The 13,075-nt window shown below is 38.4% G+C and carries 13 protein-coding genes; 9 read left to right on the forward strand and 4 right to left on the reverse strand.

Annotation, left to right across the window (positions count from 1 at the left end; genetic code table 11):
- Positions 1-50 precede the first annotated feature (50 nt).
- From HXT55_RS03720 to HXT55_RS03760, 9 genes are all read left to right on the forward strand, one after another.
- On the forward strand, positions 51-923 hold the full coding sequence (locus HXT55_RS03720; RefSeq protein ID WP_020759719.1) for a glutamate ABC transporter substrate-binding protein: 873 nt from the start codon (positions 51-53) through the stop codon (positions 921-923).
- A gap of 1 nt (position 924) precedes the next feature.
- Complete coding sequence (locus tag HXT55_RS03725) at positions 925-1,602, forward strand: ABC transporter permease subunit (RefSeq protein ID WP_004111612.1); 678 nt, start codon at positions 925-927, stop codon at positions 1,600-1,602.
- A gap of 5 nt (positions 1,603-1,607) precedes the next feature.
- Positions 1,608-2,711, forward strand: a complete 1,104-nt coding sequence (locus HXT55_RS03730; protein ID WP_004115083.1) for an amino acid ABC transporter permease — start codon at positions 1,608-1,610, stop codon at positions 2,709-2,711.
- Positions 2,712-2,874: 163 nt separating this feature from the next.
- Positions 2,875-4,302 carry a UTP--glucose-1-phosphate uridylyltransferase gene (locus HXT55_RS03735; RefSeq protein WP_004115085.1) on the forward strand — a complete coding sequence of 476 codons (1,428 nt, stop codon included), beginning with the start codon at positions 2,875-2,877 and terminating at the stop codon, positions 4,300-4,302.
- Positions 4,303-4,554: 252 nt separating this feature from the next.
- Entirely contained in the window at positions 4,555-6,480 is a 1,926-nt protein-coding gene (locus HXT55_RS03740; protein ID WP_004115086.1) for a helix-turn-helix transcriptional regulator, read from the forward strand.
- Position 6,481: 1 nt separating this feature from the next.
- Positions 6,482-6,847, forward strand: a complete 366-nt coding sequence (locus HXT55_RS03745; protein ID WP_004111620.1) for a hypothetical protein — start codon at positions 6,482-6,484, stop codon at positions 6,845-6,847.
- A gap of 54 nt (positions 6,848-6,901) precedes the next feature.
- Positions 6,902-9,553: a DEAD/DEAH box helicase gene (locus HXT55_RS03750; protein WP_421792503.1), complete on the forward strand. Its 2,652-nt coding sequence runs from the start codon at positions 6,902-6,904 to the stop codon at positions 9,551-9,553.
- Positions 9,554-9,643: 90 nt separating this feature from the next.
- Positions 9,644-9,991 carry an RNA polymerase-binding protein RbpA gene (locus tag HXT55_RS03755; RefSeq protein ID WP_004111625.1) on the forward strand — a complete coding sequence of 116 codons (348 nt, stop codon included), beginning with the start codon at positions 9,644-9,646 and terminating at the stop codon, positions 9,989-9,991.
- A 45-nt stretch (positions 9,992-10,036) separates the two neighbouring features.
- A complete protein-coding gene (locus HXT55_RS03760; protein ID WP_004111632.1) occupies positions 10,037-10,735 on the forward strand; it encodes an HAD hydrolase-like protein in 699 nt (232 codons plus the stop codon).
- A gap of 115 nt (positions 10,736-10,850) precedes the next feature.
- Here HXT55_RS03760 and HXT55_RS03765 read toward each other — a convergent pair whose 3' ends face one another.
- Genes HXT55_RS03765 through HXT55_RS03780 form a run of 4 tightly spaced genes read right to left on the reverse strand, consistent with a single transcriptional unit; the run spans position 10,851 to position 13,070 of the window.
- A complete protein-coding gene (locus HXT55_RS03765) occupies positions 10,851-11,375 on the reverse strand; it encodes a MerR family transcriptional regulator (protein WP_421792505.1) in 525 nt (174 codons plus the stop codon).
- The gene (locus tag HXT55_RS03770; protein ID WP_004111634.1) at positions 11,375-11,815 is read right to left on the reverse strand and encodes an FHA domain-containing protein; all 441 of its coding nucleotides are present in this window, start codon (positions 11,813-11,815) and stop codon (positions 11,375-11,377) included. The genes HXT55_RS03765 and HXT55_RS03770 overlap by 1 nt, the downstream gene beginning before the upstream one ends.
- Positions 11,816-11,833: 18 nt before the next feature.
- Positions 11,834-12,736 carry a DUF881 domain-containing protein gene (locus tag HXT55_RS03775; RefSeq protein WP_101892087.1) on the reverse strand — a complete coding sequence of 301 codons (903 nt, stop codon included), beginning with the start codon at positions 12,734-12,736 and terminating at the stop codon, positions 11,834-11,836.
- Between the two features lies 1 nt (position 12,737).
- Positions 12,738-13,070: a small basic family protein gene (locus HXT55_RS03780; protein ID WP_004111642.1), complete on the reverse strand. Its 333-nt coding sequence runs from the start codon at positions 13,068-13,070 to the stop codon at positions 12,738-12,740.
- Positions 13,071-13,075: the final 5 nt, after the last annotated feature.

Consider the following 13,075-nt stretch of genomic DNA (forward strand, 5'->3'; position numbering starts at 1 on the left):
CTCGTTTTTAAATCATTAATAGCGATTTTTTAAATCTTTAAGAGGTAGTTATGAAATATTTACACAATATTGCGCTTAAGTGTAAGCGTTACAAACTGGGATTAAGACATACATATCGCGCAATTTTATCTATGATTTGCGCATTGTGCTGCGTTCTACCACTTAGCGCTTGCAGTCAAAATAGTCGCAACGATGTAATACGCATTGGCATTAAGTTTGATCAGCCTGGTCTTGGCTTTAAAAAGTCTGGAACTTACGTTGGTTTTGATGTAGACGTTGCAAAGTACGTTGCCAAAAAGTTGGGTTACTCCGAAGATAGGATTGTTTGGAAGGAATCGCCTTCAAAACAGCGTGAAGCAATGCTTCAAAATGGCGATGTAGATATGATTGTTGCAACATATTCCATAACAGATGCTAGAAAAAACACTGTTTCTTTTGCTGGACCATACTTTATTGCAGGTCAAGATTTATTAGTTCGCAAAGACGAGCATAAAGTAAGCGGTCCAGACGATTTAGACGGAAAGCGTTTATGCTCAGTAACTGGTTCTACGTCTGCAATAGTTATTAAAGAGAAGTACTCTTCAAAAGTTCAACTTATGCAACAGCCTGGCTATGCAGAATGTGCAACAGCATTATTCTCTGGAATCGTAGACGCTGTTACAACAGACGATATTATTCTCGCTGGTCTTGCTACAGCATCTAGAGGCAGACTAAAGCTTGTTAGTAAGCCATTTACTGAAGAGCACTATGGCATTGGCATTAAAAAAGGAAACACGAAGCTAGCTAAGCGCATTAATAATGCTCTTAAAGACATGATTAAAAATGGTTCATGGAAAAGAGCTTTAGACGATAACATGCGCGGAACTGGTTTTAAGCCAAACGCAAAGTATAATCCGCCAGTACCAAATGAGGGGGAGGAGTAAAATGCAAGACTTTGTGCAATTATTTACTTCATACAATATTCCAGGAGCATTCTTGGTGAATATTGAAATCACATTGTGGAGCGTGCTTTTTTCAACGATTCTTGGTGTGATTCTAGTTATGATGAGGATTTGTCCAATTCATTCGCTTCGAATTATTGCAAGCGCATACGTTGAGTTCTTTAAGAATATGCCTCTAACAATAATCATGGTATTTATGGTTCTTGGCGTGTATGCTCAGCTAAAGCTCGGTTTTTCAACTGTTTTTAGCGTAAACTTCTTCTGGCTTGCAATTGCTGGCTTGAGTTTCTACACTGCAGCTTTTGTTTGCGAATCCTTAAGATCTGGTTTAAATACCGTACCTTTGGGTCAGGCAGAAGCATGTAGAGCGCTTGGACTTAACTTCTTCCAATCGGCTTTTAATGTGATTTTGCCTCAAACATTTTGCGGATCTGTAGCACCTCTTGGAAACACTTTTATTGCGTTGCTTAAAAATTCCACTGTTGCTGCAGCTGCATCTGTTGCAACTGAAACATCTACTCTTATGAGTGAGATGATTGAAAGGCATGCAGATTTGATTGTTCCAATCTTTTTGATTTTTGCGTGCGGATACATTGTGTTGATTATTCCAATCGGTATTTTCACAACTTATTTGTCTAATAAGCTTGCGGTTAGAAGGTGATGAAAATGGCAAAAAAACAAGAAAAATCTCTGTTATTTGATGCGCCTGGGCCTAAGGCTTTAAAAAAGATTCGCATTGCAAATATTGTTGCGTGCGTTGTGTTTGCACTTATTGTTATTGCTTTGCTTTTAAGACTTAGCAATCCTCCCGAAGGCGAAAATCAGCTTTCGTGGGATTTGTGGAATCCAGCTGTGGAATCGGAAGCGTGGACTGATTTTTATCTTCCAGGATTGTGGATGACTCTTAAAGCTTCACTTCTTGCCGTTGTGGGATCGATAGTTTTTGGACTTTTATTTGGTCTTTTAAGACTATTGCCTAACCTGTTTCTTCGCAGCATTTCTGCCGTTGTAGTTGAGTTTTGCCGCGCTGTGCCAGTGCTTTTGCTTATGATCTTCCTTTGGCGAGGATTTGCGTTTGCTGGAATAAGTGGCGCGTCTTACTGGGCCGTTGTGTTGTCTTTGATCTTGTACAACGGTTCCGTTGTTGCAGAGCTAGTTCGATCTGGCGTTGGAAATCTTCCTAACGGTCAGCGTGAAGCGTCTTTGGCACTTGGACTATCTCAATATCAGTCTTTAACACAAATCGAAATGCCACAAGCTATCATCGCAATGCTCCCAGCAGCAGTAACTCAGCTTGTTGTTGTGTTAAAAGACACTGCATTAGGTTCCATCATTATGTACACTGATTTGCTCCAAGAATCTAGACGACTTGGATCAATGTACTTTAACATTTTGCAAACTTTGACTGTTGCTGCAGTTGTGTACTTCTTGATTTGCTGGGCGCTTTCTTGGTTTGCTGAATGGCTCCCATCAAAGCTCAGTAGCAGAACTGCAGCTCCGACTGAACCAGAACCTGTTGCGCCAATCGCAATTATGGATCCTTCTAACGTGAATCAGATTGCTGTTGCTAAGGAAGTTAAAGAGCTTCCGTACGGTGGAACTCCTAGAAAGTACCACGTGCATCACCGCGGTACAAACGCTTCTATTCACCATTGGCGTCGTACTCGTTACTTGCAAGGCTACGATGAGCATCATCTAGAAACTGGTGACGAGAATTTAGATGATAGTCAAAATACTAACCAAGATAAAAATAATAAAAAGCATGATTAATTCTAATTTTTAGATTAATTATGAATAATAGCGCAATGGGTTTGATTCCGCCTGTTGTGCTATTTTTTTGATTTTTAGTAATAAAATCCATTCACCTTGTTTGCAACATATAGATTGAATAGATAAACTATTAAACATAATGCATACAAGGAGGCTGTCTTAAATGGGCGACACTTTTGAATTGTCCGCTGCAAAGATGCGCGAACAAGGTATGAGTGAGATTGCGATTAATCAATTTGCGCATCTTTATGACTCGTGGATTAATGATAAGTCTGGTGAATTTATTCGCGAAAACACTGTAGAGCCTATTAAGAGTGTTCCAAATTTTCACGAAATTTATGAGACTATTGATCATGATAAAGCTGTAAACGCTTTTGCAAAAACAGCGTTTATTAAGCTTAATGGTGGTTTGGGAACGTCTATGGGATTGTCGTGCGCAAAATCTTTGTTGCCTGTCCGTAGGCACAAAGCTCGACAAATGCGATTTATAGATATAATAATCGGTCAGGTTCTTACAGCACGCCAACGCTTAGGTGTTGATTTACCTCTTATTTTTATGAACTCTTTCCGCACATCTAAAGATACATTACAAGTGCTGAAGCGTAATCGTAAATTTTCTCAAGAAAACATTCCTGTTGAAATTATTCAGCATCAAGAACCGAAATTGCTAGAGGAAACCTGTGAGCCAGTTTCTTATCCAGAAGATCCTGAGTTAGAGTGGTGTCCTCCAGGTCATGGAGATATTTTCTCTACAATTTGGGAATCAGGATTGTTAAACGTTTTGAAGAAAAATGGTATTGAATATTTATTTATTTCAAATTCAGATAATTTAGGCGCTAGACCTTCTCGTACTCTTGCTCAGCACTTTGAAAACACGGGTGCTTCAATAATGATTGAGGTTGCTAAGCGTACTCAAGCCGATCGTAAAGGTGGTCATATTGTTAGAGATCTCGAAACTGGAAGAATGATGCTTCGAGAAATGACTCAAGTTCATCCAGAAGATCGAAGAAGTGCTCAAAGTATTAAGAAACATCCCTATTTTAATACAAATAATATTTGGGTTCGCGTTGACGCATTACAAAAAAAGTTGGAAGAATACAATGGAGTTCTTCCTCTTCCTGTGATTTGCAATAGAAAAACTATTGATCCTACAAATGAAAAAAGCGAGAAAGTTATTCAGCTGGAAACTGCGATGGGTGCTGCAATTTCGCTTTTTAATGATGCTATTTGTGTAGAAGTAGATAGAATGAGATTCTTGCCTGTCAAGACAACTAATGATTTGTTTATAATGCGTTCAGACAGATTCCATCTTACTGATTCTTATGAGATGGAGGATGGCAACTACATATTCCCAGATATTGATCTCGATCCTCGTTATTATCGAAATATCAATGATTTCAACGAAAGATTCCCTTATTCGGTGCCTGCTTTAGCTGCTGCAAAGTCAGTTACTATTCGTGGTGATTGGACATTTGGTAATCAGGTTTCTATGTTCTCCGATGCTGTTTTAGAAGATACTGGAGAGCCAAGCTACGTTCCAAATGGGGAATTTGTTGGGCCTCAGGGTATTGAACCAGATGAATGGGTGTAAATAGCGTGTGAAATTTGAGAATTAAAAAATATTTATGGCGTGTCGCGCGTGAAATGGCTTGTTTTCAAGGGTTCTCTTACCCTTGAAAATAATAAAATAAGAAAAATCATGAGTTTTTTTAAAAATGTCCACACGTATAGCAAAACACCATTAAAATAGATAAAGTGTGTGTGGAGGATTTAGCGTCTTACATTAATCGCAGATTCTCTATGCATGGAAGGAAACTACAAAAGAAACGATACGTGAGGACCAATGGCAGAAGGAAGTAACGGAAGACGTCGTTTTTCCGATAAGTGGGGCAAACATGAGCTAGATGTGCTAGCGGTGTTGTCTTCCGCATTTCCACAATGGCTGACTTCGCGTCAGATTGCACAACGAGTTAAAGCTTATGCTGATTCATATGGAGAGCTTGCTGATCAGGCTGCTAAGGCAGCTTTTGCCAAGCAGTTCCAAAGGGATCGTGCAAAACTTGCGGCTATGGGAATTGCAATTGAGTCACGACAGCCAGAATATTCTTCCAAATCCGAAGGGCAAGATTTTGCATCTTATAGATTGCAGCTTGGCGATGAGCCAAGAGTTCGTATACGTTTCGAGCAAGAAGAACTTCCTGTTTTGGCTGCTGCCAATTATTTGGCTAGGTCTATGTCCATTTCTTCTTCTGAATCTCGTAAAGTTGAGCAACAGCATTCTTCTGCGTCTCGCACAGCTCCAAGAGTTCCTCAAACTCCTATACCTGGACTAGGTCTTGATTCTATCGCTCCAGGTTTAGGCACTCAGACAATTCCAGATGCATTAGTTAAGGTTATTGATTCACGTAGATTCGCCGCAACAGTTGATGTTGATGGCGAGCATTTGAATGTTGCTTATACTGATTCAGATGATTTAGCGATGTTCGTTCTTGAACATCCAGGTTCTTGTGTTGTAAGTCCACAAGAAGCAGTAGATGCATTCCATCGTAGACTTAATGCTGCAACGGAATTTGTGTCTTGCGATGAAGATTATGTTGAGCAAGACGATTTATCGCAAAATAGCTCTGACGATAATCAGGATTTGTCTGACTCTGAGCCAGACAAATCACGCCAAAAGAAAGCATCTTTCCAAACTGGCAGTGAGGTTGATCGCAGACTTCGATTAATGCTCTTCCTTTCTGCACATCTTGGTGAAGAGTTCCCATTGGATGAGCTTGCTGTTAGATTTATAGGAAAGCCAAAGAGTGAAGACGAACTTCGTAGATTTGTTGCTATTTTGCACAAAGATATCAATACTCTTACGACTGTATCTGATGATGGAGAGATGGCTGGTAGTCAGTTCTTCGATATTGATTGGTCTTTGCTAGAAGCTGAAGGAATTGTTTCTGCAACAAATTCATTAGGGCTTGAGCGTTTGGCTGGTGTTTCTCAACAGTATATGAGCATGTTGACCGCATCAGTTAATTATCTTGCTCATTCTCCGCTTCTTCCTGTTGAACAGAGAGACCAGGCTAAGGCTTTGTATATGCGTTTGCGTAGGCATGTGCGTCCAGGTGAAACTCCTTGGCTGAGCCTTACTGGTTATGAAGTAGAGCCTAGAAACTGTTCTATAGTTCGTAGCGCTATTAATGCTGGTGCTCTAATTGACATGGAGTATACAGACGGAGCAGGCAGAACTCGTAGGAAAGTTGTTGCACCTTCTAAGATTTTTGTTGATGAAGGCGTTTATTACGTTGCAGTTTGGACTGATGTTGAAAATCAGGCTCCAGAAGATAAACGTAGTCTAGTTGCGAAGGATACTTCTATCAATAAGGCAAATGGTTTGCCTAGAATTTGGCAAGTTCTTCGCGTTGCTCGCATTGAGCATGCAGAGGTAATTACGCCTGTTTGCCCTGTAGAAATTCCAGATGTTCCTATTAGCGAACTTCGTAAGTGGAGTTTTGACAATGGTACGCAAACATGCTTTATCACTGATGAACCTGATTTAAACTTCTTAAAGAGTCTTTCAGGTGCTACGGTTGAGCCTTGTGGGAGTGGAGTTAAAGTTCATTTGACTGTTTGCTCAGATTCTTGGTTTGTTGCTTTCTGTATTGCGCATGCTCGTCATATTAAAGCTGTTTCTCCAGAAACTTTGCGTACTATGATTATTGCTCGTGCTCAACGTGAATTGAGTGTTGATCATAGCGATTCTCCTATTGTGGAGAATTAAAATGCCGTGGTGGATTTGGGTTATTATTACGCTTTTCATGCTTTGTATGATTGCATGCGGGACTGTTTTCGCTATTAGAAATGCTTTTAGGATTTTTGAAAATTCTTCAAGTTTTCTTGAAAAAGTTTCTTCTTGCTTTGAAAGACTTCAAGACAATAATGATTCTTTAGATAATGATACAAGCCCGCTATTCACTCGTCCTATAAAGGATGCGGCACGTAGATACGAGCATACTCGAATTAAGGTTAATGATCGTCATAATCGTATAAGAGAAACCCATAAGTCCATTTGGCAAAATTGGAATACAAAGTCGTTGCGTCAAGAAGATATTGATAATCCTAATTTTAAAGAGTCAAAAGAATCTTAGTGAATTGCGAACTTAAAATTATTTTGATTTAAGAAGAAAGAACTAAACTTTTTTATGTCTAAGACGTCATATCGCAAGAAAAAGAAAAATGATATTCTTGTTGATTCAAACGATTACAAGAATGATTCTGAAATTCCTTTATCTCCAGCTGAACGGTTTAATTTGTTTAAGCAAACTATTGAGCACTCTCGAACTATGGCTGCAAAATTTGAACAATCTTTAAGTTTTGATTTAGATGATTTTCAAGCAGAAGCAATTGATGCACTGGAAAATGGAGATAATGTTCTTGTGGCAGCTCCTACTGGAGCAGGTAAAACTGTTGTTGCTGATTTTGCTGTTTTTCTAGGCGTAAATCGTGGAGTTAAAACATTTTACACAACTCCTATTAAGGCTTTAAGTAATCAAAAATATCATGATTTTTGTGAAGTTTATGGAATAGATAGAGTTGGACTTTTAACTGGAGATACTTCGGTTAATCCAGAGGCTGATATTGTTGTTATGACTACAGAAGTTTTACGCAATATGCTTTATGAACGTTCAATTACTCTTAAATCTCTTGGATTTGTTGTTTTAGATGAGGTTCATTATCTTGCAGATAAGTTCAGGGGTGCTGTGTGGGAAGAAGTTATTATTCATCTTCCTCAGAGCGTTAAGATTATTGGTCTTTCTGCAACTGTTTCTAATGTGGAAGATTTTAGTGCATGGATTTCTTCTGTGCGCGGAGAAACACATTTGGTTGTAGATGAGCATCGTCCTGTTCCACTTGAAAGACATGTTATTATCCAAAAGGATGGACGCACAGAGCCTGAATTACTTAACTTATATGATGTTGATAAAAATGGTAATAGCACCAATCATGTAAATCTTGCTTTAACAAGAAAAATCACTCAATGGGAGAATGCCTCTTTACGACGTAAAGCATCTTATCGTAATGTAAATAAACGTTTTAGCAAAGGCAAGTTTTCTAAGAATAAGTTTTCTAACAGATATGATAATTCATCTAAAAGTAATAGGGGAGAAGTTGCTGTTAGACACACCCCTAAAAGGTGGGCTGTTATAGATGAGCTTGATTATCTTGATATGCTACCAGGAATATATTTTATTTTTTCTCGTTCAGGATGCGATCAGGCTGTTCAACAATGTTTAAACGCTGGATTATCTCTTACTAGCGATGAAGAAATGTATGAAATCCGCAGAATAGTTGATTCTATGATTGCGGAAAATAAGCTAAGCAAAAGCGATTTAAAGGCACTTAGATTTGAGCGTTTTAGGTATGCTCTTGAACAAGGTTTTGCAGCTCATCACGCTGGTATGATTGCTATTTTTCGCCATATTGTAGAAGCGCTTTTTGAACGCGGTCTTATTAAGGTTATTTTTGCTACAGAAACTCTTGCTTTAGGTTTAAATATGCCTGCGAGAAGTGTTGTTGTTGAAAAACTTGTTAAATTTGATGGTACAGGTCATGTTCCGCTAACTCCTGGTGAGTTCACACAACTTACTGGTCGCGCTGGCAGACGTGGCATAGATGATATTGGTCATGCAGTGTTAATTGACAATCCTGATTTTGATCCTTCTAAGGCTGCATCCTTGTCTAGTAAACGTGTGTATCCTCTTCATTCTAGCTTTGTTCCTACATTCAACATGGCTGTTAATCTTCTAAATAATAGTGATGTTAAAACTGCTCGCATAACTCTAAGCAGTTCTTTTGCTCAATGGGAAGCCAATGCTTCTGCTCAAAGGCTTTTAAGTCGTATTGAGGATCTTAAAGAAGCTATTAACGGCTACGAACAAGCATTTCATTGCACTCAAGGTGATTTTTCTGAGTTTATGACTCTTAGAATGCGTCTTAAAGATGCTCAACATGATCAGCGCAGAAAACTTAAGCACACAATATTTGCTAGTGAAGTTGAACGTGCTAAAGCTTTTAAAGAATTAGATAAAACTATCGATACCTTACGCAACGAGGAGCGTAACCATCCTTGTGCAGGATGCCCAGATATTCAAGAACATTTACACTGGGGTTATTATTGGGCTCGAGAAATGCGTGAACTAAATCAGGTTAAGGATCGCTATAATTCTCGTACTGGCTCAGTTGCAAGATGTTTTGATAGTATTTGTGAAGTACTTTGTAGATTAGATTATTTAAAAAATACGAACGATGCTTTAGTGTTAACAGACAAGGGTCAGTTGCTTCGTAGACTTTACAACGAGCTTGATGTTGTTTTTGCTCAATCAATTTGTGAAGGAATTTTTAATAATCTAACTCCTATTCAATTATTGTCTTGTTTATCTGCATTAGTGTATGAATCTAGGGGTCCTGCTGGGGGAGAGCCGCGTAGGTATCCTGGAGGATTAAATGCGCCTGTATTCAATACAGTTTTAAAGATGAAAGAATTATTTATTCGTATAAGTGATATGTGCTTGAATAATCATCTTGATGCTTTAAGACCTCTTGATTTTGGTGCAATTGATATGATTTATGATTGGGCTCAAGGTGCTGATTTACTCAACATATTGCAAAATACTGACATAACTGGTGGTGATTTTGTCAGATTTGCAAAAAGACTTATTGACTTACTTAATCAACTTGCTGTTGCTAGCGAATATTTGAAAATATTGCCTAACGTAGATGATTCTTTAGCTCACAATGCTTATGAAGCAGCTAAACTTATTAATCGCGGGGTAGTTGCTTATTGTGATGTTTGATATGTTATTGATATATCATGGTATACCTTTGTGTATCGTCCGTGCAATTCGCTAGCTTTATAATGAAAACAAAAAGGAGAATAATATATTATGGCAGAGCGCAGTTTACGTGGAATGAGCATTGGAGCTAAATCATTGGAATCCGACGATAATGTTGATTTCGCTGCTCGTAACGATGTTGCATATGTGTGCCCTAAGGGTCACAGAACGATTCTTCCATTTGCTCAAGGTGCCGAGATCCCTGAAGAGTGGGAATGCCGTTGTGGTGCATTAGCACATAAGGAAGGCGATGCAGACAGGCCAGATGATGATTTTAATAAGCCAGCTCGCACGCATTGGGATATGCTTTTAGAGCGTAGAAGTGAAGAAGAGCTTAAAGCTTTACTTGATAAGCGTTTAAAGATGCATCATGAGGGTTGGATTCCTGATTACGAGTGAGAATTATTTTTACAAACAAAACACTTCTAAGGGAAATAAGCTGTCATGAAAGTTGTTCTTCTTGATTTAGATGGTACTTTAACACAATCGCATGCTGGTATTATTGCCTGCGCTAAAAAAGCGATGTCTGATCTTGGTATGCAAATACCTGATGATACTGAAATGTTGCGTTTTGTTGGACCGTCTATACTTGAATCTTTTCAGAGGAATCATATGCCTAAAGAATTGCAATCTGAAGGCGTTAAATTGTATAGGAAATATTATTCCGAAGTTGCAACTTTTATAGATCCTGATAATCCAAATGGTGATATGATTACTGGGAATTTTTTGAACAAAGTTTATGATGGCATTCCTGAGCAACTTAAGTTGCTACGAAAGTCTGGTTATTATCTTGCTACTGCATCTTGCAAGCCTGAATATCAAGTTAAACCAATTTGTGATCATTTTGGATTGACAAACTTGATTGATGGTATTTATGGTGCTAGCAAAGATATGTCTAGGATTAATAAAGATCAAGTTATTCGCTATGTTTTTGAAAATATTGAATTCGATCCTTTACGAGACCGTGCTTTAATGGTTGGCGACCGTTGGACGGACGTTGATGGCGCTTTAGCATGCAATATTGATTGTTTGGGTTGCTCTTGGGGTTATGCCGAGCCTGGTGAGCTTAAAACTCACGGAGCATATCGTATTATCGACAGTGTTTCTGATTTGAATAATGCCATTAACGAGTATTTTGAATAATTTTGAAATATTATTTGTTTTTCGTGCTAAAAAATATATGAGTATTTATCCGATAATGTACGTTATGTCAGATTAGATATATTTTAGGGATAAAATATACAAATACATTAGAAATTTACTTAGATAATGCAGAGTCTAAATCAGCTTTAACCTGTTTAACAATACGACCAACAGCTATAGCAAAAACAGCTGTGCCACATTCAAGCATATCTCGCATATTTTCCTGATTACTATCGCATTCCACAACAGATTGACCATCGCAAATTATGGTCATATTTTCGAGATGCTTTACACTAAAACAATTTAAAAACACTATAGCAGTAGTCACATTAGTAAGATTTACTCCAGCGTCTAAAAGTCGCTTAGAAACCGCCATAATTGCAATGTCTTTAAATGAATATAAACGACGAGACCCAGAACCATGAGACGGATTAATAGAAGGCTCAATTATGTGTTTACGAGCCCAATAATCAAGTTGTCTATATGTAATACCAGCGATATTCATAGCAACACTTCCACGGTATCCTGTGGAATACTCTTCATCATCCGAAAACGAAAACAGTTCCCCCTGCGTTGGCTGATGATCATATTTTAAAGAATCAACCAACGCACTATCTTCAGGAGAGTTTTCAAAAGTCATTATCGTTTAGTAACAGCGTCACACGTAAAGAACATTAATCGGAACTTGCCAATCATAATTTCGTCACCATTATGAAGAATAGCTTCATCAACACGGTTACGATTAACATACGTTCCATTTAGACTTCCAGCGTCAGCAATGCTAAAAACAGTACCATTTCTACGAAAAACAGCATGAGCTCTAGAGACAGTAGAATCGTCTAGCATAATATCGGCTCTAGAATCTCGCCCAACAGAAACGACGTCCTCATCTAGTAAATAACGCGATCCAGAAACTGCTCCACGTGTAGAAATAAGTAAAGCGGTACCAGGAAGCAGCTTTGCTATAGTATCTAAATCATCCTGCCTAAGAGGACGATCTGCATTAGAGTTTATTGGAATGGTAATAGCTGGCATACCAATAATGGTTGTTTCGCCAGCAGTAGGAATCGGTTCAGTCATAATTGCTATTTTACCTTCTTATTCGACCGGTTTTGCATATTGATACTGTTTTGGTTCGCGTGTCGAGCGAATTTCAACCTCTTCAGGCGTTGAAACATATACGGAAGCACCGAATTTGACTTTTAATCTAGACCCAACTCCCCCAGCAATATTTACGGCGTTTTGCAAGTTCTGAGGCTCGCCAATAGCCTTAACAACATATGGAGGATTAATCTCAATTGCATCACACAATAACCCATGCTTAGTGTCAGAAATATAGCTAGAAGTTACTATACGTATGTCGTTAACAGACATAACCTCCACTCCAGCATTACGAAGCTCTTCAAGCAGTTGAAACATTGTAGCAGCATCCACACGCTCTTTTTCTCCAGCAGTAATGTGAATAATTACTCCCTTACCAACAGCTGGAAGACGACCAGATATTAAACCACTCGTCTGAGAATTCTGCTTAGCAATCCTAGCAGCTTCCTCCTGTTTGTTAACAGATGCTTTTAAAGAATTAAGCTGGCTAGTTAACTCAAACTTTCGCTGCTCTAGATTTTGTATTTGCGAATTAGTCTCTGTAATTAAACGAGTAAGCTCATCCTCACTCATCGTCTGATATACAAGTGTACTTCTATTAACTTGAATCATATAAGCAAATCCAAGCAATGCACAAAGAAGCATAACAAGTAAGCCAGTTAAAATACGAGTACGCGTAATATGACCTTGCAATGAAGGCTTATTTTTTCGTTTAACAATCGGGAAAGAACCTGTTTGTGTACGATCACTTTCGCGATCTTTAGCATGCTGAAGATGCAATTTTCTGACGATATTGTCAATATTTTTATCAATATTTTTGTCAACATTTTTATCAAAAGTATCGTCTAAATTGTCGTTTTTTATGTTATTTTTTGATGTATTAGAAAATGGGTGACGCATATCAGCCTCTAAATATAAAACGACGTATTGCAGAAACGTTAGAGAAGATTCGTATTCCTAATACAACAATAACAGCAGTTTGCAATTGTGCTCCAACTCCAAGTTGGTTTCCGAGTAAAACTAAAAGAGTAGCAGCAATAACATTCGAAAAGAATGAAATAACAAACACCTTATCAGAGAAACTACGCTCAAAATAAGCTCTAGCAGCTCCAAGCAGAGCGTCCAAGGCTGCAAGAACCATAATCGGCAGATAAGGTTGAATAACTACTGGAATATCAGGATGTACAACAATCCCAATAAGCGCACCTAAAATCAATCCAAGAACAGCTGTCATAACCT

The sequence above is a fragment of the Gardnerella sp. KA00718 genome, from assembly GCF_049244285.1.
Classification (GTDB): domain Bacteria; phylum Actinomycetota; class Actinomycetes; order Actinomycetales; family Bifidobacteriaceae; genus Bifidobacterium; species Bifidobacterium vaginale.

Excerpts from the sequence above, each read along its gene's own strand:
- HXT55_RS03750 (WP_421792503.1), top strand. The coding sequence starts at position 6,902 with ATGTCTAAGACGTCATATCGCAAGAAAAAGAAAAATGATATTCTTGTT.
- HXT55_RS03770 (WP_004111634.1), bottom strand. The coding sequence starts at position 11,815 with ATGACTGAACCGATTCCTACTGCTGGCGAAACAACCATTATTGGTATG.
- HXT55_RS03730 (WP_004115083.1), top strand. The coding sequence starts at position 1,608 with ATGGCAAAAAAACAAGAAAAATCTCTGTTATTTGATGCGCCTGGGCCT.
- HXT55_RS03775 (WP_101892087.1), bottom strand. The coding sequence starts at position 12,736 with ATGCGTCACCCATTTTCTAATACATCAAAAAATAACATAAAAAACGAC.
- HXT55_RS03735 (WP_004115085.1), top strand. The coding sequence starts at position 2,875 with ATGGGCGACACTTTTGAATTGTCCGCTGCAAAGATGCGCGAACAAGGT.
- HXT55_RS03740 (WP_004115086.1), top strand. The coding sequence starts at position 4,555 with ATGGCAGAAGGAAGTAACGGAAGACGTCGTTTTTCCGATAAGTGGGGC.
- HXT55_RS03720 (WP_020759719.1), top strand. The coding sequence starts at position 51 with ATGAAATATTTACACAATATTGCGCTTAAGTGTAAGCGTTACAAACTG.
- HXT55_RS03760 (WP_004111632.1), top strand. The coding sequence starts at position 10,037 with ATGAAAGTTGTTCTTCTTGATTTAGATGGTACTTTAACACAATCGCAT.
- HXT55_RS03765 (WP_421792505.1), bottom strand. The coding sequence starts at position 11,375 with ATGACTTTTGAAAACTCTCCTGAAGATAGTGCGTTGGTTGATTCTTTA.
- HXT55_RS03725 (WP_004111612.1), top strand. The coding sequence starts at position 925 with ATGCAAGACTTTGTGCAATTATTTACTTCATACAATATTCCAGGAGCA.
- HXT55_RS03755 (WP_004111625.1), top strand. The coding sequence starts at position 9,644 with ATGGCAGAGCGCAGTTTACGTGGAATGAGCATTGGAGCTAAATCATTG.
- HXT55_RS03745 (WP_004111620.1), top strand. The coding sequence starts at position 6,482 with ATGCCGTGGTGGATTTGGGTTATTATTACGCTTTTCATGCTTTGTATG.
- HXT55_RS03780 (WP_004111642.1), bottom strand. The coding sequence starts at position 13,070 with ATGACAGCTGTTCTTGGATTGATTTTAGGTGCGCTTATTGGGATTGTT.